This window comes from Synechococcus sp. R55.8 (assembly GCF_047461895.1).
Lineage (GTDB): Bacteria > Cyanobacteriota > Cyanobacteriia > Thermostichales > Thermostichaceae > Thermostichus.
Map to the genome: position 1 here is coordinate 1 of NZ_JANSIB010000010.1, position 22,548 is coordinate 22,548.

Sequence of the window (22,548 nt, forward strand, 5' to 3'; positions counted from 1 at the left end):
GGTGACCCAGCCGGATCCCGGCCAAGCTGTGCGCCACCTGTTGTCATCTCAGTGAATGAAAACCATTTATCAATGGATCTCTGCGAGAACAATTGATCTCTAAGGATTGCTTGGATCGATGAAACGTATTCCTGTGCCGGCTCATATCCACTACGAATTTCTGCTGCGGGTGTTGGAGCGGCAAACCTTTCCGGCAGTAGAGGAACAGGATTTTGGCAACCGAGGCCGCACGCAAGAGCTGATCAACTCCCTGCGCAAAGCCCTCACCCAACAGGTGCAACTGGAGGAAGAGTGGCGACAGCGGGGCTATCAGGTGGACTACCGCTGGAATATGGACGAGCCTCAGCCTCCCTCTTGACCTTCCAGCCCACTGTAAGGTTTAGCATCCTTTCAGTGGCATTGGGGGGGTTTTCCAAGATGCAGGTTGTTTTGACGGTGCCCAAGCTGGCCTGTGGGGCCTGTATAGACACCATTGCGCAAGCGGTGCGGCAACTGGATCCCCAGGCGCAGGTGGAAGGGGATCCCAAAACCAAACAGGTGCGGATCACTTCTGAGCGGCCTGTGGGCGATTTGCGGCAGGCCCTCACCCAGGTGGGATATCCCCCGGCCTAGTCAAGGCTGGGTCGAGAACGGTCGGGCGTCTGTTTTGAATTCCTGTACATGGCTGCCTTCACCCTTTCGAGGATGGGGAGTAGCCGTTATTGCATCAACTTTATCAACAAGGTGTTGCCATGTCTGCCCATAAAGGGTCATCGGGTGCACTATCGGCCTCTGCGCCTTCTCCTGAGGGCACTTGGCAGTTGGCCTTACAAGGGATGAGCTGTGCCTCCTGCGCCCGCAGCATCGAACAGGCCCTCGCTCAGGTGCAGGGGGTGTCCCACGGATCAGTGAATTTTGCCAGCGAGCAGGCCACCGTCAAAGGGGATCCCCGGCTGGTGAATCCGCAAGCCTTGATCCGGGCGGTGGAGCAGGCGGGGTATCAGGCGCGCTTGGTCGAAGACGATTGGCAACAGTCCGATCCGACCGACCCAGAACGGATCGGCCAACGGGCGGCAGAACGGGAATTGAAGCTGAAGGTGGCAATAGGAGTGGGCCTCAGCACGGTGCTGCTGATCGGATCCCTGCCGATGATGCTGGGGCGGGAGATCCCCGGCCTGCCCCCCTGGCTGCAGGATCCGTGGTTGCAGTTGCTGCTGACGGCGCCGGTGCAGTTTTGGGTGGGCCAGCCTTTTTATCGTGGCGCCTGGGCGGCTTGGCAGCGACGCTCGGCGGATATGAATACCTTGGTAGCTTTGGGAACGAGCGCCGCTTTTTTCTACTCCCTTTTTCCAACCCTCTTTCCCAACTTCTTCCACCAGCAGGGCCTGCACCCGGATGTGTACTACGAAGTGGCGGCGGTGGTCGTCACCCTGGTGCTGGTGGGCAAATGGATGGAGCAGCGGGCCAAGGGGCAAACCTCTGAGGCCATTCGCAAGCTGATCGGGCTGCAACCGAAAACGGCAAGGGTAATTCGCCATGGGGTGGAGCAGGATATTCCGATTCGGGAAGTGCAGGTGGGGGATCGGATCCGGGTGCGCCCCGGAGAGAAGGTGCCGGTGGATGGGGTCATTCTAGAGGGATCCTCCAGCCTCGACGAGTCCATGGTGACCGGCGAGAGCCTGCCTGTACTCAAGTCGGCGGGGGATGAGGTGATTGGGGCAACGCTGAATCAGACGGGCAGCTTTGTGATGGAGGCGCGGCGGGTGGGCAAAGACACGGTTCTGGCCCAGATCGTGCGCCTGGTGCAGGAAGCTCAGGGATCCAAAGCCCCAATTCAACAGGTGGCGGATCGGGTGACTGCCTGGTTTGTGCCGGCAGTGATCGGGGTGGCAGTTCTAACTTTCGTGCTCTGGTGGGTGTTGGCGGACAACCTGACGCTGGCCTTGGTGAACACGATTGGGGTGCTGATCATCGCCTGCCCTTGCGCGCTGGGGTTGGCAACCCCCACCTCGATCCTGGTGGCCGTGGGACGAGGGGCGGAATTGGGGATCCTGGTGAAAAGTGCCGACAGCCTGGAATTGGCCCACCACTTGCGCACGGTGGTCTTGGACAAAACCGGCACCCTGACTGAAGGTCGTCCCACTGTCACCGATATTTGGGCCCACGGCTCCTCTCCCCTGGCGGTGTTGCGCCTGGCAGCGGCGGTGGAGCGGCACTCGGAACATCCTTTGGCCCAGGCGGTAGTGCAGAAAGCCGAAGCCGAAAAAATTGCCATCCCTCCTGCCCAGCATTTTCAGGCAAGGATAGGCAGTGGGGCAGAAGCCTGGGTGGAAGACCAGTGGATCCGCATCGGTCGGCTGAGCTGGCTACAGGAGATGGGGATCCCCTGGGATCCCTCTTGGTCAGAGCGGGTTCAGAATTGGGAAAGCCAGGGCAAAACGGTGATCGGCGTAGCCCAATCCCAGAGCCTGGTGGGGCTGTTGGCCATTGCCGATCCGCTCAAACCCACCTCTCCTGAGGCAGTGCAACAGCTGCAACAGATGGGTCTAGAGGTGATCCTGCTAACCGGGGATAACCCCACCACGGCCCAAGCGGTTGCTCGGCAAGCAGGCATTCAGCGGGTAATTGCCCAAGTCCGTCCGGATCAGAAGGCAGCTTACATACGCAGCCTAAGACAACCGCGACGGCGGGTGGCGATGGTGGGAGATGGCATTAACGATGCTCCGGCTCTGGCAGAAGCGGATGTGGGGATCGCCATCGGTACGGGTACGGATGTGGCGATGGCCGCCAGCGATATTACCCTCATGTCGGGAGATCTGCGCGGAGTCGCCACAGCCATTCAACTCAGCCGGGCCACCCTCAACAACATCCGCCAGAACCTCTTCTTCGCCTTTATCTACAACACGCTCGGGATCCCGATTGCCGCTGGGGCGCTCTATCCCTTTACAGGCTGGTTGCTCAACCCTATGCTGGCGGGGGCAGCCATGGCCCTGAGTTCCGTTTCGGTGGTCGCCAATGCCCTGCGCCTGCGACACTTTCAGCCCCCCAGACCAGCGGGCCGGCGTTAGGCCCTCTCCCAGGGGCAAGGGGGATTAGCGCGGCAACAGTTTTGCTGCCCTTTGAGCATGAGTCTGCCGTACCGCTCATGCCTCAGGGCTATCTTCTGGCAGACAAGGACATCCCCCCCAGGGGGCTTGGTGAACGACAAGCGGCAAGCTAACCTAAAAGGCTCAGGCAGACTGGGGAAAGCGCGGTGCAAGTCCGCCACTGTGACGCAACTGTGATGGGATCCCTCCCTCAGCCAGAACACCCACCTGCCGTTGTCCTGTACCCCTTGCGATTCACAAGGAACGGAGTTTTTTGTGTTGAATACCCTCAGTGTTTCCCCTCCGCTTGCGGTTGGGCAGTCTCCTGTTGTCCCCCTGCCCCTGTTGCTCATCGGCCACGGATCCCGCGACCCCCAAGGGCAGCAAGCCTTTCTGGAGCTAGCCCAGGCTTACCAAGCTCTCACCCCCCATCGACCGGTGATCCCTTGTTTTCTGGAGCTGACGGAGCCGAGTATCGCCCAAGGGATCCAGCAGTGTATTGCCCAAGGGTGGCAAGAGATTGTGGTCCTGCCGCTGCTGTTGTTTGGGGCCCGCCACAACAAGTTCGATGTGACGATGGAATTGGATCGCCTGCAGGCCCTCTATCCCCAGTTGCGCATTCATTACGGTGGGCCGTTGGGGATCCGCATCGAGATCCTGCAACTGCTGCGAGACCGATTGGCTGCTCTGATAGCTGCCCAACCGCGGCGGATCCCAGAGGCAGAAACCGTGCTCCTATTTGTGGGTCGCGGCTCCAGCGATCCTGAGGCCAATGCCGAAGCCTGTAAACTGGCTCGGCTGCTTTGGGAAGGATCCGGGTTTGCCGCTGTGGAAACTTGCTTTATCGGCATTACCCATCCCCGCCTGCCTGTGGGGTTGGAGCGGGCCTCGTCCTGGCAGCCGCGTCGGGTGATCGTGCTGCCCTACTTTCTGTTTACGGGGGTGTTGGTGAAAAAAATCGAGGCGGCAGTGGAGAAACAACGACAACGACAGCCGGAAATCGACTGGCTGATGCTGCCGGAATTGGGCCTTGTGGATACGGTGCTGCACAGCCTGCAGCAACTGGAGCAGGAAGCCCTGCAGGGCCAAACCCCGATGAACTGCCACCTGTGCAAGTTTCGCCTGGCCGTGAGCGCAGAGGTTGGAGCTGGGCATACCCATCACCATCCTCACGAGCATCATGACCACCATCACGGGCACGGATCCCATCACCACCCTCATTCTCACCATCACCCTCAGCACGGCCACACCCACGCAGCGGCTGGGGATCCCTGGGCCCAATTAGAGGGCTACCACCAACGGGCTTGGCAGGTGCCCTGAGAGGGAAACAGAGGCTGCTGGCGGGATAAACTGAGTGCAGACAGGCCATTTTTGAACCTGGTTTTCCCGCTCTAGCGGTTGTGATGACGAAAAAACGATGATGCTCTCCCGCTCCTCTTGGGTTTCAGGTGCCGCTGCCGCGGGGAGCGGGATCTTTGTTTTCGCCCTGGTGGTGGGGCTGCTGGATCAGATCCTGCCCACCCTGCCCAAGGTTTCCCTCTCCCTGGCCGGGATCCCTGGGATCCTGGCTGCCGCTGGGGCCTCCTATGGGGCCTGGCGGGTGGTTCAGATGGGTCTGCAATCGGCTTCCTGGAGCGACTTTCGAGAATCGCTGGTGGCGACCCTATCTCCCTTTGATCCTGCCGACCACGGCGGCGAGCCACGACAACCTAAGGGGGATCCTCGCCCTTGGCAGGTGGCTCAGGAGATCCGGCAAACCCAGCTCCGCCATCAAAAGATCCTTGACCGCATCAAGCAGCGGGTGAAAGCCGAAATCCAGACCTGTGAACGCGCCCAAGCCCAACTGCGCAGCGAGCAGCAACGGTCTCGAGTCCTGCAGGCCCAAGCCCAACAGTTACAACAGCATCTGCAAAACCTACAAACATCTTCCCCTTCTCCAAGCTCCGAGTCGACCAAACCCACGCCAGAGCAAGCGCTGCGCCAAAAGCTCCGCCAACTTCAATCCCAGGTCACCACCCTGAAAATAGAATTGGAACGCCAAAGGACCCAACTGGAACACGCAGAAGCAGAGCGGGCTCAACTCCAGCAGCAGCAGCAAAAACTCAAGCGCATCCTGCAGCGCAAAAAATTGGAAAATCGAGAGTTGCGCTCCCAACAGGCAGAATGGGCCCGGCAACTGGAGCAAACTCAACAGGAGCTGCAAACTTTGCGGGAGTCCTACCGCGCCTTGCAAGTTCTACAGGAAATAGGCTTCACCCTAACCCAAAACCCATCTCACGAAAGGGCGGAAACGGAGTCCTCTGGATCCTCCGACTAGCCGACCCGCTTTAGAACAAATACACTCCCCTCGCTGCCCCGACCCAGCCGCAAGTCTTCATCCAAATAGGTGATATCCAGCCAACCCGTTGGCTCGCGGCGGCGAATATCGATTTGAATAGCCGGGATCCGCTCCGGAGCCCGCTCGAGCAAATAGAGAAAACTCTCGATCTCGTAGCTCATCAAAGCTTGGGATCCGAGCACCAATCGCTCGAAAATCACCCTCACCCGGCGCTCAGATTCGGGGTAAAAGCGCGCTGATACAGCCAAGACTCCCCGTGGCATCCAAGCCTCCAGCCAACCGGATCCCTGGATCTCCGCCACGTTGAAGACCCGTCCAGCCTTGGCCCGAATACACTGGTAGATCTCGCCGGTGGTCAAAAAAGGCAACTGTGCCAGCCGCAGCAGAGCTGTGCTCGTGGTAAAGAGGGTGAGCCAGTTCCCCTCCAACCCTTCAGGAGCAGATGTTGGTTTGGGGGTGGGGTTGAGCGCTTCTAGGGCGGCAATCTGAGACAGGATCTGGGCTTGCTGCTCAGGGGAGACTTTCCGGCCCCGGTCGGTTGCCTCCAGCAGGTGCAGCAGAGCCGATTTTTGCTGAGCCAGGGCCATGAGCACACTCCAAGGCATCAACCCCATTTTAGAGAACGCCAGATCCGGCTGCCCTCAACCGTCTTCTTCTACGGGTTTCAGATTTAGATCTGCCACCTGCTCATACCCCAGCCCGGCCCGCACCACCAGCGGCTCGGATCCCGTCAAGTCAATTACCGTAGAGACCTTGGCCCGACGGGGGGCATCGTCATCCAGCACCAGATCCACCTGTTTTTCCAACTGCCGCATCTCTTCAGCCGCAAAGATCCCACCCTCATCCCAGGGGTCGCTCTCCCATTCCCAGGTTTGCCCAGAACTTAAGTCCAGGGATCCGACGGGATCCCCCCCCAGCTTGGCAGAGGTGGAGACAATTGGATTGCCCAACTCTTCCAGCAAAGCCTGACAAATGGCAGAATCGGGCACGCGGATGCCGGTGGTTTTCCGTTTGGGCTCCATCACCAACTTGGGCACCAGCTTGGTGGCCGGCAACAGAAACGTAAACGGGCCCGGGATCAGCCGCCGCATCAGCCGATAGGCCGAATCGGTGACCTGGGCATAGTGGGCAATGCGTGAGAGAGAAGGGCACAAAAAGGTAAGAGGCTTGTCGTTGGAGAGCTGCTTGATACGGCGTACCCGCTCCACTGCTTGTTTGTGGGTCACATCGCAGCCAATGGCATAGACTGTATCGGTGGGGTAAAGCATCACCGCCCCCTCCCGCAAAGCCGCCGCAATCCGCCGGATGGAACGGGCCTGGGGCTGTTGCGGATGCAGCTTAAAGTACTCGGCCATCGGGCAGATGGGAAGAGGTCAAGACTGGGAGCAGCTACCCCCCAGGGGGTTTTCCACAAGAGGGCGGGGGGTCGGTGGCACCGACGCGGGCGGGGATCCCTGAGATTCGGGCCAGTCCTTCAGTTGTTGCATCAGGGCTTGGATGTGCAGACGGGGCAGATAGGGCCAGTCGCCGGCTTCTTCCAAATCCTGAAGCACCCGATACAGAGCTTGACGGGTATTGGGCAAAGACTCCCGAAAGGCACCTTCCAGGATCGCGCGGTGCAACTCCTCCAGCAGCCGCAGGAGCATCAGCAGCTCCACACACGCTCCCGCCCTCGCCTGGGCCGCCTGTTCAACAGCCAACATGATCTGACGCAAATCCGGTGGCAGATCCTCCGCCGAGATATACATAGCCACTCGTCTCTGGGTTCTGGGAAGGCAGGGGCTTTCCTATTCTAAGATTCTTCTGCCCTAGGACTGGATGGATTTTGCCCCCACAAGATCCAACTGCGCAGGCTGTTGGGATCCCCGACCCAGGCACTGCCACACCCGCTGCAAGAGGGCATCCAGCCCCTGCTTGGCAATCGCAGAAATGGTCACCACCGAAGTGCCGGCAGCAGCAGACAGCCTCTGGGCGCGCTCGGCAACCTGCTGGGGATCCAGAACATCGATCTTGTTCAAAACCAGGATTTGTGGCTTATCGATTAACCCGTGGCCGTAGGCGCGCAGCTCCTGCTGAATAACCTGGTAATCCTTGACGGGATCCGCCGCCGTGCCATCCACCAAATGAATCAGTACCCTGGTACGCTCCACATGGCGCAAAAACTCATGGCCCAGCCCCACCCCCAAGTGCGCCCCCTCGATCAGCCCCGGAATATCGGCAAACACCACCCCATCTCCCGATGGATGGGGCACCACCCCCAAATTGGGCTGCAACGTGGTGAAGGGGTAGTCAGCAATCTTGGGCCGGGCAGAGGAGACCACCGAAATCAGAGTGGACTTGCCCGCATTGGGCAGGCCGACAATGCCCACCTCGGCAATCAACTTCAGCTCCAGGCGCAGGCGCACCCGTTCTCCCGCTTCGCCCTTGGTGAATTGGCGGGGGGCGCGATTGTGGTTGCTCAAAAAATGGGCATTGCCTAAGCCGCCTTTGCCCCCACGGGCTACCAGCAATTGATCCCCCTTGCCCACCAGATCGCCCAACAATTCCCCCGTCTCCGCATTGAACACTACAGTACCGCAGGGCACCCGCACCAGCCGATCCGCACCACTGGCCCCGCTGCGATGGTTGGGCCCCCCTTTGGCCCCGTGTTCCGCCTTGATCACCGGTTGAAAGCGAAAATCCAACAGAGTTTGCAGGCCGGGATCGGCCACCAAGATCACCGAGCCGCCCCGCCCGCCATTGCCGCCGGATGGCCCCCCAGCCGGCACATACTTCTCACGGCGGAAGGCAACGATGCCATCCCCGCCATTTCCCCCTTGCACTTCAATTTCGGCTTGGTCGATAAAGTGCAATCGTTCTTCTCCCAAATCTTCTATCTTCCAGCTTGGCAAGATCCCCGGAAAACTTGCCACAAAAGACGCTCCTCTAAGCTACGATAGTATTTCCCAGCCACATCCCCCACAGGTGGGAAAGTGGGAGAGTGAATGCACTCTCATCTGGGATTCTGCTAAACTCAACTGGCCTTCTACCCTTTATCCCGCGCAACTGATCTGTTACTGCACCCCTATGAGTCGATTCACTGCTGCCGATGTAGGTTTTACCACTGAAGACTTTGCCGCCCTTCTGGATAAGTACGACTATCACTTCAGCCCTGGCGAAATTGTGGCGGGTACAGTATTCTCGGTGGAGCCACGCGGTGCTTTGATCGATATTGGGGCCAAAACGGCTGCCTTTCTGCCGCTCCAGGAGATGTCGATTAGCCGCCTGGAAGACCCGCACGAGATGCTGCAGCCGGGAGAAACCCGCGAGTTTTTTATCCTCACCGAAGAAAACGAAGAGGGACAGCTGACCCTCTCCATCCGCCGCATCGAGTACATGCGGGCCTGGGAACGGGTACGGCAGCTCCAGAAAGAAGATGCCACCGTTCGCTCAACCATTTTTGCCACCAACCGAGGTGGAGCCCTGGTGCGGATTGAGGGGCTGCGGGGCTTTATCCCCGGATCCCACATCAGCACCCGCAAGCCAAAAGAAGAGCTGGTGGGCGAAGAGCTGCCCCTGAAGTTTTTAGAGGTGGACGAAGACCGCAACCGCTTGGTGTTGAGCCATCGCCGCGCCTTGGTGGAGCGGAAGATGAACAAGCTGGAAGTGGGCGAGGTGGTGGTTGGCACGGTGCGGGGCATCAAGCCCTATGGTGCCTTCATCGATATTGGCGGCGTCTCCGGCCTGCTGCACATTTCCGAGATCTCCCACGATCATGTTGACACGCCCCACAGCGTCTTCAACGTCAACGACGAAGTGAAGGTGATGATCATCGATCTAGATGCGGAGCGGGGGCGGATCTCGCTGTCCACCAAGCAACTGGAGCCCAATCCCGGCGACATGATTCGGGATCCCAAGCTGGTTTACGAGAAGGCCGAGGAGATGGCAGCCAAGTACCGCGAGCAACTGCTGGCCGCTAAGCAAGGACAAGCGGCAGAGGCCCCACCGGAAGTGGTGGAAGAGGAGCTGGAATACGCGGCGACGGCTGTGGAATGAGGGCAAGCTTGGCGCCATCTCTGCCTGCGATGAGACTGAGGTTAGGAGCCTTCAGCTCCGTTGGCGTGGGTGGCTCGTGGGAGCGGGGCAGCCCAGGCTCCTAGGGAGACGGGTACTGCTGCTGTGGCGAAGTAGGCCGACGGCGCTCACGCAGGGCTGCAAACCTGCGCCAGTAACGGGAATCCCCCGCTCCTGAGCTTGAGGAGCTGGTCAAAGACTGTAGATCTGCCCATCCATGAGCAGATGGGTGATGCCTTTCTTTTGCAGTTGGGTGCGCACAATCTCCAGAATGTAGCCGGGAAACTGGATTACCCGGTAGGGTGGGTAGGTGTTGCTGCCCCGACGGCTCATTTCGGAAAAGCGGCGGGCCACCTTGTGGCTGTCGAAAATCGGCAGCGTATTGGCGTTATCCATCCCTTCGATGGGCAGGGATCCCGAGCCAAAGAATTCTTTGAGAGGGCGGGTGGTCAGTTCTTGGTAGCGGTCAACAACGACATAGCAGGTTTCCGGTAGGGTGAGCTCTTCCAGGGGTAATACCTGAATTTGATAGCTGGGATCGGTGAGGGGATCCTCTTCTGGCCCATCTTCATCTTCTAGGAGATAGTCAGGGTCGTCCTCATCCTCGTCTTCGAGGTCACGGTCTTCTTCGGTCTCTTCCTCATCCTCTTCCCCGACATCCTCCACATCTTCCTGAAGCTCAGCCGCCAACTGCAGTTCTTCTGGGGGCAGTTTTGGCAGAGACTCTGTTCCAGCGGTGTTATCCTCGCCTTCGTCGTTTGCGTTCGGCTGCAGCGAGGGAGATGAAAAAGGCAGCTCCGGCTCCAGCGGCAAAATCTGCTGCTCTGGGGCTGGGATCCTGCCAACAGCAACTTTTTCCCCCATGTCTTTGCGGCGGGCAGCCGAGCGTTTGAGATGGATCAACCGCTGATACTCATCGGCAGCGATATTTTCCTTCAACACGCGGGTGATGGTGGTGATGCTCACCTGAAATTGCTCCGCCAATTCGACGGCGGTCGCTGCTGAGCCGCGGTAGGCGCTAACAATTTGCTGTTGTTCTTGCTCTGAAAGTTTGCTGCGAGCCATCCCAGATCACCCAATCCAAAAACCGAAAAAACTGAAGAGGATCCTTAGCCAGCGGCGGTTGCCCCGCACACCCGGCTGAGGCCGGCAGCCAGCTGCTCCCGCTCCAGCCCCTTGCCGATCAACACAATTTTGGACAGGCGGGGCTCATCGGGATCCCAGTCCCGTTCCAGAAAAAGGGTTTGCCGCTGGCCCACCTGATGGAAGATAACCCGCTGCGGCTCATCCACAACCCACAGCACCCCCTTGGCGCGAAAAAGGGTCTCGGGCATGTCTTGTAGCCAATCGCGAAAAGCCGCCAAATCCAGCGGCTGCTGCAGTTGAAAGCTCACCGATTGGATCCCGTCCTCCTCCAGGTGATGGCTGGGGTGGGCCTCAGTCCCCGAATCGGGGAGCCTGGGATCCCACAATTCTGGGCGGAAGGCATGCACATCCAAGATGCGGGCCAGAGGCACCTGGGCATGGGTGGTGAGCAGGCAAGGGGCAGCGGGGTTGTAGCGGCGCAGATCGAGAAGGATCCGCTCTCGTTCGGCTTCGTCGATCAAATCCACCTTATTGAGCAACAAAATGTCAGCGCTGCCGATCTGGTGGGCGGCGGTTTGCGAGCGCTGGAAATTGCGCCAGTATTCGGCACCGTCAACCAAGGTCACCACGCCATCCAGGCGCAACTCCTCATGAAAGACCCTCTGCACAAATAGCTCGGTCACCTGCCTGGGATCCGCCACCCCACTGGTTTCCACCACCAGGTAATCCAACGCCTGGGCATGCTGGAGCAGCTGGCGGGCCGCCCGTTCAAAATCCTCTCGCACCGTGCAGCAGAGGCAACCATTGTTGAGCTGCATCAGCCCCCCCTCGGGCATGTTGACCAACTCGCCATCGATGGAAATCTCGCCAAACTCGTTGAGGATAACCCCAATGCGCAACCCATGCTCCTCTTCCAAGATGCGCTTGAGCAGCGTGGTTTTGCCACTGCCCAAAAAACCTGTCAAAATCGTCACCGGAAGCTGAGCTTTCATATCAGGTGAGGCTGAACTGACAAGCGGCCAACAAACCCTTCTCTCAAGTTCCCCAGAAGCTCTACTAGCTTAGCTTTAGGGTTGGCTCTCCAGGATCTGGACAAGGGGGAACGACCGCTCCCACCCAAATTAGATCCTCTAACCCATCAACTATTTATTTATTAATGTCCTCTGGGCGTTGGGGCAGACTCTCTCCTGAGGATCCCTGGGGACGAATGAGCTCGATCGGCAGGCCATCGGGATCGGCGATGAACGCCACTTCATAGACCTGGCCCCCAATTTGCTGGAGCTGGGGCGGCAGCAGCAGGGTAAGGGGCACTTGCGCTCGCAAATGTTCTAGGTAGTTGGCCAGGGATCCCCATTCGGGGCCCACCTCAAAAGCGGGGTGATAGTAGCCCACATAGTGGGGATCCCCAAAGGGATCCGGGGCAGGATGGGGCTGCGGCACTTGTATCAGCTCCAAACGCCCCCAGGGGCCGCGCATCCAGCAGGCCAGCGTGATCCCGGCAGTAAAGCGTTCTTCCACCGCAAAGCCCAGCCCCTCGTAAAAAGCGATGGAGCGGAAGATATCGGCGGTGCGAATGGAAAAATGGTGTAGTTTCATCGTCCTGCAAAGCAGCCAGATGGGGCCAGACCGCTCGGATCATCGCCGATGACGGCTGGTCAAGCGCAGGTAGACTTGCTACGCTCCAGAAAAGTAGGCTGTCTATCTTAAGCACCTCTTGCAGTGTATGCTGGCCCGCCCAATCCTTGGGGCGGGAAATGCGACAACCTAAGCCGATTGCTGCCAACCTCAATTATGCCTAAGCTGGTCATTGTCGAATCTCCCACCAAAGCCCGTACCATCCGTGGGTTCTTGCCTGCGGGGTATGAGGTTCAGGCCTCGATGGGACATGTGCGGGATCTTCCCGATTCGGCATCTGAAATTCCAGAAGAATTGAAAGGAGAAGAGTGGAGCCGCCTGGGGGTCAATGTCCACGCCGACTTCGAGCCCCTCTACGTCATCCCCAAGGACAAAAGAAAGGTGGTCAAGGAGCTGAAGGAAGCGCTCAAGAAGGCGGACGAGCTGATCCTGGCCACCGACGAAGACCGCGAAGGGGAAAGCATTAGCTGGCACTTGCAGCAGGTGCTGCAACCCAAAGTGCCCACCCGCCGCATGGTGTTCCACGAGATTACCCGCGAGGCCATTCAGGAGGCGCTGCAAAACTGCCGTGAGGTGGATGAACAACTGGTGCGTGCCCAGGAGACCCGCCGCATCTTGGATCGCCTGGTGGGCTATACCCTGTCGCCGCTGCTGTGGAAAAAAATTGCCCCCAAACTCTCGGCAGGGCGGGTGCAGTCGGTGGCGGTCAAGCTTTTGGTGGATCGAGAGCGGGAGCGGCGCGCCTTCAGAAAAGCCTCCTACTGGGATCTCAAAGCGGAGCTGCAGCCCAAAACGACCGTCGCCGGCCAGCAGGCTGTCTTTCCAGCAGAGCTGGTGAGCTTGGGTGGCAAACGCCTGGCCAATGGGCAAGACTTCGATCCCAGCACCGGCCAGCTCATTGCCGGGCGGGATGTGGTGTTGTTGGATCAGGCCCAGGCCGAGGCCCTGCGGGATCGCTTGCTGGGAAAAGCCTGGATCGTCAGCTCTGTGGAAGAGCGCCCCTCCACCCGCAAACCTGCCCCTCCCTTTACCACCTCCACCCTGCAGCAGGAGGCCAACCGCAAGCTGCACCTGTCGGCCCAGCAGACGATGCGCATTGCCCAAAAGCTCTACGAAGAGGGCTACATCACCTACATGCGCACCGATTCGGTCCACCTGTCGGAGCAGGCCATCCGCGCTGCCCGCGCCTGCGTGGAGTCGATGTACGGCAGAGAATATCTCAGCCCCGAGCCCCGTCAGTACACCACCAAAACCAAAGGGGCGCAAGAAGCCCACGAGGCCATTCGTCCTGCTGGATCAGAGTTTCGCCTGCCCAGCCAAACCCCCCTCTCCGGCCAGGAGCTGGCCCTCTACGACCTGATCTGGAAGCGCACCGTCGCCAGCCAAATGGCTGAGGCGCGGCAGACCCACACCATCGTACTCATCGCCGTAGACGATGCGGTGTTCCGGGCCAGCGGCAAGCGCATCGATTTTCCCGGCTTTTTCCGCGCCTATGTGGAGGGATCCGACGACCCAGAGGCGGCTTTGGAAGATCGGGAGGTGCATCTGCCTCTGTTGCGGCAGGGGGATCCCCTCCGCTGCCAGAAGCTGGAACCCGTTGCCCACGAAACCCAGCCTCCAGCCCGATATACGGAAGCCTCCTTGGTCAAGGTGTTGGAAAGTGAGGGCATTGGCCGCCCCAGCACCTACGCCACCATCTTGAATACGATCATGAGCCGTGGCTACGTCAGGCCGATGGGAAGTGCCCTCGTGCCCACCTACACGGCTTTTGCAGTCACCGAGCTACTGGAAAAATACTTTCCCAACCTGGTGAATACCCGCTTCACTGCCGAGATGGAGCAAACGCTGGACGACATTGCTTCTGGACAGGCGGAGTGGCTGCCCTATCTGCGCCATTTCTTCTTGGGCGAGCAGGGTCTCGAGGGACAGGTGAAGGCGCGCGAGCTGGAAATTGATTCCGGCCTGGCCCGCTCCATCCATCTGGAGAACCTGCCTGTCAAGATCGGCATTGGCCCCTATGGCCCCTATGTAGCAGTTGAAACTGAGTCTGGAGAGGTGCGCGCCAACCTGCCGGAGGATATTCCCCCCGCCGATCTGAGCCCAGAACACATTGCGGAGCTGATCCAGCGGAAGCAAGAAGGCCCCAAGCCCATTGCCTTTCACCCGGAAACCCAGGAGCCAATCTATGTGATCCCGCAGGGCCCCTATGGCCCCTATGTGCAGTTGGGAGAAGTTTCTGAGGACAACAAAAAACCCAAGCGCACCTCCCTGCCCAAAGGGTTGAAACCGGATCAGGTCACGCCAGAGATTGCCTTGGGGTTGCTGAGCTTGCCTCGCACCTTGGGGGAACACCCGGAATCGGGGAAAAAAGTGCAGGCCGGTATTGGCCGCTTCGGCCCCTACGTAGTCTGTGATGGCGATTTCCGCTCTCTGCCCGCCGAGGAGGATGTGCTGACCATCAGCCTGGAGCGGGCGCTGGAGTTGTTGGCCCAGCCCAAGAAAGGCCGTGGGCGCGGCTCTGCCAAGCCCTTGCGGGAGCTGGGATCCCATCCTGAGGATGGTGAGCCGGTCAATCTGCACGACGGCCCCTACGGGCTGTATGTCAAACATGGCAAGGTCAATGCCTCTTTGCCCAAAGGGATCCCTGCCGAAGCGGTTACCCTGGAAATGGCCCTGCAGGTGCTGGCTGAAAAAGAAGTCTCTTCTGCAGAGGTCAAGGGGAAAAGCCGCTCGACCGCTTCTGCAGGTAAAGCCCAAGCCAAAGCTGCCTCCAGCAGCCCTACAGCCCAGCAGGCCGGAAATGCTGTGCCGCAGAAGCGGCGTAAAGCGCAAACCACTTCCACTGGCAGCGGGATGGCCAAAGAGCCGCAAGCCCAAGCGAATGGGTCAGCCCAGGTGGGATCCCGTCCCACCATTGTGAAGATCACCCCCAAAGCCCCCGCCTGAGGTCAGCTTCTTGGGGTGCGATGGCCCAAGGTCGCCTGCTCAAGGTGGCTCAGGGATCGGCTATGTAGCAGCTTTGCTGACGAAACAACTGCTCCAAGGGCCACAAGCAGCGGCCACAGCGGCTTCCCGATTGGCAATGCACCCGCATCGCTTCTGCAAACGGCAAGGGATCCTGCTGCTGGCGCTTGGGAATCTGGGCGTGTTCCAGCTCACTGCAGTAGCAGTAGGCAGGATGGCGACGATGGGGGTGTGCAAGGGACACGGGAGTAAATGAGAGTTGGAGTCGGGGCCAACAGCCTTCAGCTCAACGTTATCACCTGGGTGCCGGGGAAGTAGTGATTGAGAATTTGCGGCGCCGTGTAGCCCTGCTCGGCCAAGCCGCGGGATCCCCACTGACACAGTCCCACCCCATGCCCGGCTCCGCGATAGGTGAAAAGGTACACTTCCTGCTGGCCGGCCTTTGGCTGGAGACGTTCCCACGTGAAGCGGTTGCTGGGGAGGATCCCCCAACCCAGGGTTTGGCCAAGGCGCAGCACAAACTCTTGGCCAGTCAACAGTTGGGATCCAACGCGGATGCGCAGGGGGCGACCCCAGGGATCCGACTGCACAATCTCCAGATCGCCGTTGCCGAAGGCTGGCTCCAACTCCCGTCGGCTGAGCCGGACGCTGTGAGGGCCATAGAAGGGAGAGGCGCGACACCCGTCACAGATCACCCCTTGTAGGTAGGGGCGGGCGGGTGGGGCAAAAATATCCTGATTGGCGCTGGTGTGGCCCCCACAGGTGGAGTGAAACAGAACCTCTATCGGCTGGCCGGCATGGGTTAGGATCTGCCCTCGGGTTGCCCGCACCGCAGCAGTGGTCGCCGCCGTCTCATAGGCCAGGCCACCATAGAACTGGTGGGCGGTGGAGTCTTGCAATGGCCTTATCGGGGCAGAGGGCCATTCTCTTCTGGGGCCGGGGCACAGATGGGGAACGGCCAAGGTACGGGCCAAGATGGCTTGCGCCTGCAAGGCGGCAGCTGGCCAGTCGGCGGGCATTTCGCTGGGCACCAAAGCCAGCAGATAGTCTTCCAACTTCACCCAATTCACCAGATGCAGGCGACCTAAACCCTTGGGACGAATCTGTACCCAGCCCCGATAGCGACGCTCCTCCCCTGCGAGGGAGCGCAGAGCTCCCCCCTGTAGCCAAAGGGATCCCTGGTAGCGACGAGGCTGTCCCGGCCCGGTCAGAAGGAGCTCTTGGCGGCGAACCTGTAACTTCCAGGTGCCTGTTGGAAAAGGCTGCTGATTTAAAACAAAAGGGCCCATCAGCTCCAACTCGGCCAAGGGATCCGCACTCCAGCGGCTGAACAGCTCCACGGCCAGCCAATCTCCGCGCCCGGACGTTTGGGCCTGCCGAGAGCCTCCCCAAACAGCCCACAGGGATCCCAGCACCATCGCCCCCAACTGTCGTCGCCGCATAGGCCCCATCCGGGCATCCTCTATCGATAGACCATTCCCCCAGAAATACTGTCAAGATGAGCTGGCCAGCAAAGGATCGTATCCCAGTTGCTGGGTAAGCCGGGCGCGGGCCAATTCCCGATATTCCCAAAAGTGTTCTCCTGCAGCGCAGAGGCCCAAATATAGGTTCAGCAGGCTCGGTTTCTGTCGCCAAATCGTCCATAGCTGCCGCCAAAATTGGGCGCGGATTTCGGGATGAAGGATCCCTTGCCGCCAGATGAGTTGTAGAAGCAGGTGGATCCCTTTGCGAAGGGGCAGCTTCATCATTTGCCGTCGGCCATCTTTGATGCCGATATTCAGGCACTGTTGCAGGCAGCGAGATAAATATCGCGCAGGATCATACAGTTTCCAAAAACTTTCCAGATACTCTCGGGCAATCTCCGATAGAGAACGGGTGGGAATGAAATTCATCAGCGTATTTTGATCGCCGAACTCAGTCACGCCGATCCCTTCCAGCAACCGTTCCTCTTTCTTCAAGCGATTCCAGAGCTGTGTGTTTGGCAAAGCCTGTAAAATGCCCAGCATTGGCTGAGGAATACCGGTTTGCTCGACAAAAGCCTGAATGCGCTCCCCTGCTCCTGGCCGCTCTCCATCAAAGCCCAGAATAAACCCAGCATAGATCAGCAGTCCAGCATCGTTGATCTTGCGACAGGCCTCCACCAAAGGGTGGCGGGTATTCTGGAGCTTTTGGGTCATCTGTAAGCTGTCTTGGTCTGGAGTCTCAATGCCCAAAAAGACAGCATAGAAACCCGCCTCTACCATTAACCTCATCAGTTCTTCATCTTCGGCCAGGTTAACCGAAGCCTCTGTCATAAAGGTAAATGGGTAATTGCGCTCCTGGCTCCAAGGGATCAGCTCTCGCAAAAATCGCTTGACGTTGCGCTGATTGCCGATAAAATTGTCATCCACTACAAATACCGAACCCCGCCAGCCCAAGTCATAGAGGGCCTGTAGCTCAGCTAGCATTTGACTTGGCTCTTTGGTTCTCGGCTTGCGTCCGTAAAGAGAGATGATATCGCAAAACTCACAATTAAAGGGGCAACCTCGTGAAAACTGGACTGACATCATGAAGTATTGATCCATGGGCAGCAGATCAAACCTTGGCAAAGGACTTTGGGTTACATCCGGTTTTTCCGCAGCCCGAAAAATGCCCGACTCTTGCCCAGCTTCTAGAGCCTTGACAAAGGCCGGTATGGTCACTTCCCCTTCATCCAAAACCAAATAGTGAGCACCAGATTCCAGGGCATCCTGTGGCACAGAAGTTGGATAGGGTCCGCCCACCGCTACTTTTTTGCCCAACTGCACCGCTTTGCGAATGAGGGCGTGGAAATCCTGCTTCTGCACCAACATGGCTGACAAGATCACCAGATCGCACCACTGCCAATCGGCTTCTGTTTCATCAGCTACATTGCGATCCACAAAGCGAATCTCCCAGTGTTGGGGCAGCAAAGCAGCAACGGTGATCAAGCCAAGAGGTGGCATTAGCGCTTTTAGCCCCACCATCTCAATGGTGCGATTGTAAGACCAGAATGATTGAGGAAAACGCGGATAGAGCAGCAACGCCTTCATACCAACCAGCTCCTGAGTTGCAGATCGACCAACTTGATCCCCTACTGGTTTCCTATCGATTTGCTAGGCTTAGATAAAGCAGCCACAGATCAAACGCCTGCTCGCAATATCCTGCTGATGTTAGCCATTGGCAGATCTTGTGCAGGCTATCTGTGGAGAATCCTATGGTTCTGCGGCAAAAACTTAGCGGGCAGGGCCAATGGAGTAAAGCTTATCGGGATCCCTTAAAGTTGGTTTTGGTTATCGTCGGGCTGAGTGTTGACGTTCCCCTAGCGTACCCCCTGCAATCTTGAACCAAACCCTGCCCTCTCACGGCTGGGGACGAAGTCAGTTCGGCGCACCTTGCTCAAAAACCTGCTGAACCAAGCCGCTGACGATGGAAAGTACAATTGCGCCGATAAACGCCCAGCCGAAATTATCGATGTTGAAAGCATTCCCGGCCAGCTTATCGGCAATGGCTAGACAAATGCCGTTCAAAATCAGCCAAAACAAACCCAGGGTAAGAACCGTAATCGGCAGGGTGATCAGCCGGAGAATCGGCCTAACCAAACCATTGACCAGACCAATGGCCAGAGCCGCCACCAAAGCCCCGCCAAACCCGGAGACGTGGATCCCGGGCAAAAGCCAAGCCAGGATCATTACACTCAAGGCTGACATCAGCCAGGTGGCCAAAAGAGTTGCCATGCTCCCTCCTCTGCCCTGATAGGGCCGCGATTTTGCCCTCTATGCTAGCTGATCTCCTCAGGGATCCCTTGCGCAGAAACCTCTTCAGGGCTGTAAGTTTGCAGGGCCAAAGCATGAATGCTCCGCCCCATGTGTTCCGCCAGAGCGGCATACACCAGGCGATGTCGCTGTAGGGTCGTTTTGCCGACAAACGAAGGCGACACTACTTGAACTCGGTAGTGCCCTCCTGTCCCGCCCCCGTGGCCGATGTGAAGGTGGGACTCATCCTCCACCTGCACATGAAGAGCCTGCAGCTTCTCCATCAGGTGCTGCCGAAGGTAGTCGGGGGTAAGCATGGCAACCCCTCTGGATGAGATGGGATCCCTTAAGATTGAGCCGTGGCCTTAGCAAAGGCTGCCTCGACCAGCGGACGCAGCTCGTTGCGGGCGTGCATCTCTTGGATGATGTCGCAACCACCCACAAACTCCCCATCAATATAAATCTGCGGGATAGTAGGCCAGTTGGAAAACTCTTTAATCCCCTGGCGGATCTCAGGATCCTCGAGTACGTTAATCGCCGTGTAGGGGAAGCCCAAACTATCCAGCACACGAACGGCGGCATAGGAAAACCCACATTGGGGCATTTCCGGGGTGCCCTTCATGTAGATGAGCACCTTGTGGGTGCGGATTTGCTCACGGATTTTCTCTTCCAAAAGGGGATCCAGCATGGTGTTCAGCCACTATAGCGACAACAGTCGATAGGCAAACTGGCATCCTATCGAGATCTCATTTTCGTCTACTTTTAACATGCTCGACACTTTTCCCACGGTTGGGCCGAGAGATTCTCTCATAGACTCTGTTCTACGGACGCCACCAGCAAGCCCCATTGCCCAGGGCTGGCCCAAGCCCCCAACCTATCCAGGCAGCGACCCCAGGATCCATGTTAATTTCTACACCAACATGGTTAGCGACAGGGTCGGCGACAAACCTCAAACCCTGATTCTTCCGTTGACCCGGTCGATCCCGCTCTGGGCAAGGGTTTCAGGCCCCTCGGCGGAGAAAAACAAGGGGAAATTGCAGCCGAAAACAAGACCTCTGGACAAGGGTTATAATGGGGGGGAGTCGCTTCCCTTCGGGGAAGTGGAATTAATGGAAACGCTGTAATTAAATTTCAACCCATGAAGTTTTTTGAAAAATACCTTACCGTTTGGGTCTCGCTATGCATTGCTGCAGGCATTGGTCTTGGGAAAATACTGGGGAATTCTGTTTCGGTGCTTGAAAGCTGGCAGATATATACCATCAACATTCCGGTAGCGGTGTTGGTTTGGATGATGATCTACCCGATGATGGTACAGATTGATTTTTCATCGATAGGCGGTGTTTCAAAAAATTGGAAAGGGCTGGCGCTGACAGTTACTGTAAACTGGCTGATCAAACCTTTCACCATGGCATTGTTTGGATGGATTTTCTTTAAAAATCTGTATGCTACCTGGATCACTCCGGAAGATGCAGACCAGTACCTGGCAGGCGCCATTCTGCTGGGTGCCGCACCCTGCACAGCCATGGTGTTTGTGTGGAGTTATTTGGTAAAAGGCGATGCCAATTATACGTTAATACAAGTTTCAGTCAACGATCTTATTCTGCCGGTTGCATTTGTACCCATTGTAAAATGGCTGCTGGGAGTAACCAACATACAGATACCGTATGAAGTACTGATTACTTCGGTGGTTGTTTTTGTTGTTATACCGCTAACTACGGGTTATCTGACCAATCGGATATTGCCTCAACGAAAAGGAAAGGATTGGTTTGAACAAAAATTTCTTCCGGCACTTCGTCCTGTTTCCATACTAGCATTGCTTTCAACCCTGGTTTTACTCTTTGCCTTTCAGGGCGAACACATACTGGATCATCCATACACCATTTTGTTGATAGCCATACCACTGACCATTCAAACCTACTTCATATTTTTTATAACCTGGCTGGGTGGAAAATTGCTCCGTTTATCACATCCGGTTTGTGCACCGGCTGCGATGATTGGTGCCAGTAATTTTTTTGAACTCGCAGTTGCCGTGGCCATATCACTTTTTGGTCTTAATTCAGGTGCGTCGTTAGCCACGGTGGTTGGTGTACTCATAGAAGTACCCATCATGTTATCGTTGGTAGCCATCGCTAACAGTTGGAGGTATTAAATGAAAAAAATCTTGGTTTTATGCACAGGTAATAGCTCCCGTAGTCAAATGGTACATGGTTATTTAGAAAATCTGTTACAAGGTAAAGCTCATATTTACAGTGCCGGTATTGAGATACATGGCGTAAATCCGAGAGCCATACAAATCATGAAGGAAGATGGAATTGATATCAGTCATCATACCAGCAACCATGTAAATGAATACTTAAACATACCCTTTGATTACATCATCACGGTATGTGATCATGCCAGAGAAAACTGTCCGTACATACCAGGTAATTCCATTCGCATACATCATAGTTTTTCTGATCCTGACAAAGCAACCGGAAGTGAAGAAGAAATTATGCATGCATTTCGTATGGTTCGAAATGAGATACGCACATTCTGCGAAGAATTTTCAAAGACTATCATTGCTTAATCCTAGTAAGAAAACACAAACAAAAAAGCCCTGTAACCGGGGCTTTCTGATTTATTTTACAACCATGATGCGTTGTGTTATCGCTTGTTTTCCGTCAGATATTCTAAGAAGATAAATTCCAGAAGACAATCCGTCTGTGATCAAAGTTATTTGCTGCTGAGATGGAGCAATGGTAAATTGCTGCAACACCTGACCCAGTGTTGTTATCAGTTCTCCTTTCAACGGTTCGGCAGAAGCCAATTGCAGAGCAATGGTAATCATATCAGTAGCCGGATTGGGATACACCAAAAAGTTGGAGGTATTCATCACTTCATCCACCGAAGAACAGTTAAGTACTGTAACCGATGCAGTCGCAGTTGCTGTACATCCGTTAGTAGCTGTGGCTGTAACGGTATAGGTAGTAGTGGATGCAGGGCTTACATTGATGGAAGCAGTATTAGCACCTGTATTCCAAGTAAAACTATTACCACCAGAAGCAGTAAGATTTACAGAGCTTCCCTGACAAATAGTACCGCCACCACTTATAGTAGGTGTGGGCAAAGGATTCACCACAATACTGGCTGTTGCCGTGTTTGTTCCGTTTAAATTGCTAGCTGTTAATGTTACAGTATATGTCCCCGCTGAATTAAATGTTACAGTAGGACTGGCAGCTGTACTTGTTGAAGGAGTTCCGCCGGGGAAGGACCAGCTATAGGAAGTAGCATTGGTAGATGTATTGGTAAATGTAATACTTTGCCCTGCACAGATGTTAGTTGATGAAACATTAAAAGAAGCGCTTGGTGGTGTATTGGTTGCAGCACTAATGTTTATATCATCCAGATAAGTAACATTTCCCCATCCACTTCGCAATTGGAATCTGATTCCGGCGGCGGTTTGAGAAGCATACGGGCTTAAATCTATTGTCTTGGTTGCCCATTGTGATGGGGTAGGTACAAATGCAGTGGTCATATCAGGTGCTGTAGCCAATGGACTCGGGCCTGTATTATTACCATAAGATGCTAATCGTATCCAAGTATTGCCACAATCAGTGGTGATACTTACTATTAATGAATCAGTCGCTTCCCTTCGGGGAAGTGGAATTAATGGAAA

At 56.7% G+C, this 22,548-nt stretch carries 23 protein-coding genes and 1 riboswitch; of the genes, 9 read left to right on the forward strand and 14 right to left on the reverse strand.

The window, feature by feature from the left end:
• Nucleotides 1–118: 118 nt before the first annotated feature.
• The 5 genes from NW829_RS01885 (at nucleotide 119) to NW829_RS01905 (ending at nucleotide 5,382) form a co-directional block, all read left to right on the forward strand.
• Nucleotides 119–358 carry a DUF5340 domain-containing protein gene (locus tag NW829_RS01885; protein ID WP_041436722.1) on the forward strand — a complete coding sequence of 80 codons (240 nt, stop codon included), beginning with the start codon at nucleotides 119–121 and terminating at the stop codon, nucleotides 356–358.
• Nucleotides 359–417: 59 nt separating this feature from the next.
• On the forward strand, nucleotides 418–612 hold the full coding sequence (locus tag NW829_RS01890) for a heavy-metal-associated domain-containing protein (protein WP_099813329.1): 195 nt from the start codon (nucleotides 418–420) through the stop codon (nucleotides 610–612).
• Nucleotides 613–731: 119 nt separating this feature from the next.
• On the forward strand, nucleotides 732–3,047 hold the full coding sequence (locus tag NW829_RS01895; protein ID WP_414416319.1) for a heavy metal translocating P-type ATPase: 2,316 nt from the start codon (nucleotides 732–734) through the stop codon (nucleotides 3,045–3,047).
• Nucleotides 3,048–3,175: 128 nt separating this feature from the next.
• A riboswitch (cobalamin riboswitch) is annotated at nucleotides 3,176–3,312 on the forward strand.
• A gap of 32 nt (nucleotides 3,313–3,344) precedes the next feature.
• Nucleotides 3,345–4,385, forward strand: coding sequence for a sirohydrochlorin chelatase (locus NW829_RS01900; RefSeq protein WP_414412761.1), 1,041 nt, complete (start codon nucleotides 3,345–3,347; stop codon nucleotides 4,383–4,385).
• Between the two features lie 97 nt (nucleotides 4,386–4,482).
• Nucleotides 4,483–5,382 carry a hypothetical protein gene (locus NW829_RS01905; protein ID WP_414416320.1) on the forward strand — a complete coding sequence of 300 codons (900 nt, stop codon included), beginning with the start codon at nucleotides 4,483–4,485 and terminating at the stop codon, nucleotides 5,380–5,382.
• Here NW829_RS01905 and NW829_RS01910 read toward each other — a convergent pair.
• Genes NW829_RS01910 through obgE form a run of 4 tightly spaced genes read right to left on the reverse strand, consistent with a single transcriptional unit; the run spans nucleotide 5,379 to nucleotide 8,255 of the window.
• Nucleotides 5,379–5,990, reverse strand: coding sequence for a PAP/fibrillin family protein (locus tag NW829_RS01910; RefSeq protein WP_414416321.1), 612 nt, complete (start codon nucleotides 5,988–5,990; stop codon nucleotides 5,379–5,381). The two genes, NW829_RS01905 and NW829_RS01910, sit on opposite strands and share 4 nt — an antisense overlap.
• Before the next feature lie 54 nt (nucleotides 5,991–6,044).
• Nucleotides 6,045–6,758, reverse strand: a complete 714-nt coding sequence (locus NW829_RS01915; RefSeq protein ID WP_414416322.1) for an L-threonylcarbamoyladenylate synthase — start codon at nucleotides 6,756–6,758, stop codon at nucleotides 6,045–6,047.
• 18 nt (nucleotides 6,759–6,776) lie between these two features.
• On the reverse strand, nucleotides 6,777–7,151 hold the full coding sequence (locus tag NW829_RS01920; RefSeq protein ID WP_238376778.1) for a hypothetical protein: 375 nt from the start codon (nucleotides 7,149–7,151) through the stop codon (nucleotides 6,777–6,779).
• Between the two features lie 60 nt (nucleotides 7,152–7,211).
• Nucleotides 7,212–8,255 (reverse strand): GTPase ObgE, encoded by a 1,044-nt coding sequence (gene obgE, locus NW829_RS01925; protein ID WP_414342608.1) that lies wholly within the window; start codon nucleotides 8,253–8,255, stop codon nucleotides 7,212–7,214.
• A gap of 214 nt (nucleotides 8,256–8,469) precedes the next feature.
• Here obgE and NW829_RS01930 point away from each other — a divergent pair, with 214 nt between their 5' ends.
• Nucleotides 8,470–9,438 carry a 30S ribosomal protein S1 gene (locus NW829_RS01930; RefSeq protein ID WP_011433921.1) on the forward strand — a complete coding sequence of 323 codons (969 nt, stop codon included), beginning with the start codon at nucleotides 8,470–8,472 and terminating at the stop codon, nucleotides 9,436–9,438.
• Nucleotides 9,439–9,648: 210 nt separating this feature from the next.
• Here NW829_RS01930 and NW829_RS01935 read toward each other — a convergent pair whose 3' ends face one another.
• The 3 genes from NW829_RS01935 to NW829_RS01945 all read right to left on the reverse strand — a co-directional run bounded on the left by NW829_RS01935 (nucleotide 9,649) and on the right by NW829_RS01945 (nucleotide 12,138).
• Nucleotides 9,649–10,521 carry a hypothetical protein gene (locus NW829_RS01935; protein ID WP_414342595.1) on the reverse strand — a complete coding sequence of 291 codons (873 nt, stop codon included), beginning with the start codon at nucleotides 10,519–10,521 and terminating at the stop codon, nucleotides 9,649–9,651.
• A gap of 44 nt (nucleotides 10,522–10,565) precedes the next feature.
• Nucleotides 10,566–11,534, reverse strand: coding sequence for a CobW family GTP-binding protein (locus NW829_RS01940; protein ID WP_414416323.1), 969 nt, complete (start codon nucleotides 11,532–11,534; stop codon nucleotides 10,566–10,568).
• 154 nt (nucleotides 11,535–11,688) lie between these two features.
• Nucleotides 11,689–12,138 carry a VOC family protein gene (locus tag NW829_RS01945; protein WP_414416324.1) on the reverse strand — a complete coding sequence of 150 codons (450 nt, stop codon included), beginning with the start codon at nucleotides 12,136–12,138 and terminating at the stop codon, nucleotides 11,689–11,691.
• Between the two features lie 195 nt (nucleotides 12,139–12,333).
• Here NW829_RS01945 and topA point away from each other — a divergent pair, with 195 nt between their 5' ends.
• Nucleotides 12,334–15,123: a type I DNA topoisomerase gene (gene topA / locus NW829_RS01950; protein WP_414329316.1), complete on the forward strand. Its 2,790-nt coding sequence runs from the start codon at nucleotides 12,334–12,336 to the stop codon at nucleotides 15,121–15,123.
• A 49-nt stretch (nucleotides 15,124–15,172) separates the two neighbouring features.
• On the opposite strand, the gene NW829_RS01955 is transcribed toward topA, so the two are convergent.
• The 6 genes from NW829_RS01955 to grxD form a co-directional block, all read right to left on the reverse strand.
• Complete coding sequence (locus NW829_RS01955) at nucleotides 15,173–15,385, reverse strand: hypothetical protein (protein WP_414329317.1); 213 nt, start codon at nucleotides 15,383–15,385, stop codon at nucleotides 15,173–15,175.
• Nucleotides 15,386–15,422: 37 nt separating this feature from the next.
• Entirely contained in the window at nucleotides 15,423–16,583 is a 1,161-nt protein-coding gene (locus NW829_RS01960; protein ID WP_414416325.1) for a SpoIID/LytB domain-containing protein, read from the reverse strand.
• A 51-nt stretch (nucleotides 16,584–16,634) separates the two neighbouring features.
• A complete protein-coding gene (locus tag NW829_RS01965) occupies nucleotides 16,635–18,191 on the reverse strand; it encodes a B12-binding domain-containing radical SAM protein (RefSeq protein ID WP_414329319.1) in 1,557 nt (518 codons plus the stop codon).
• Nucleotides 18,192–18,518: 327 nt separating this feature from the next.
• Complete coding sequence (locus NW829_RS01970; protein ID WP_011433930.1) at nucleotides 18,519–18,875, reverse strand: phage holin family protein; 357 nt, start codon at nucleotides 18,873–18,875, stop codon at nucleotides 18,519–18,521.
• A gap of 44 nt (nucleotides 18,876–18,919) precedes the next feature.
• The gene (locus NW829_RS01975; protein WP_414329320.1) at nucleotides 18,920–19,210 is read right to left on the reverse strand and encodes a BolA family protein; all 291 of its coding nucleotides are present in this window, start codon (nucleotides 19,208–19,210) and stop codon (nucleotides 18,920–18,922) included.
• 29 nt (nucleotides 19,211–19,239) lie between these two features.
• Nucleotides 19,240–19,578, reverse strand: coding sequence for a Grx4 family monothiol glutaredoxin (gene grxD, locus NW829_RS01980; RefSeq protein WP_041437553.1), 339 nt, complete (start codon nucleotides 19,576–19,578; stop codon nucleotides 19,240–19,242).
• A 453-nt stretch (nucleotides 19,579–20,031) separates the two neighbouring features.
• On the opposite strand from grxD, the gene arsB reads away from it, so the two are divergent.
• Together arsB and NW829_RS01990 are read left to right on the forward strand one after the other, a co-directional pair.
• Nucleotides 20,032–21,042 carry an ACR3 family arsenite efflux transporter gene (arsB, locus tag NW829_RS01985; protein ID WP_414328751.1) on the forward strand — a complete coding sequence of 337 codons (1,011 nt, stop codon included), beginning with the start codon at nucleotides 20,032–20,034 and terminating at the stop codon, nucleotides 21,040–21,042.
• Nucleotides 21,043–21,459, forward strand: coding sequence for an arsenate reductase ArsC (locus NW829_RS01990; protein WP_414328749.1), 417 nt, complete (start codon nucleotides 21,043–21,045; stop codon nucleotides 21,457–21,459).
• A 51-nt stretch (nucleotides 21,460–21,510) separates the two neighbouring features.
• Here NW829_RS01990 and NW829_RS01995 read toward each other — a convergent pair.
• Nucleotides 21,511–22,548, reverse strand: a 1,038-nt coding sequence (locus NW829_RS01995) for a PKD domain-containing protein (protein ID WP_414416326.1), incomplete at its 5' end; no start/stop codon positions are given.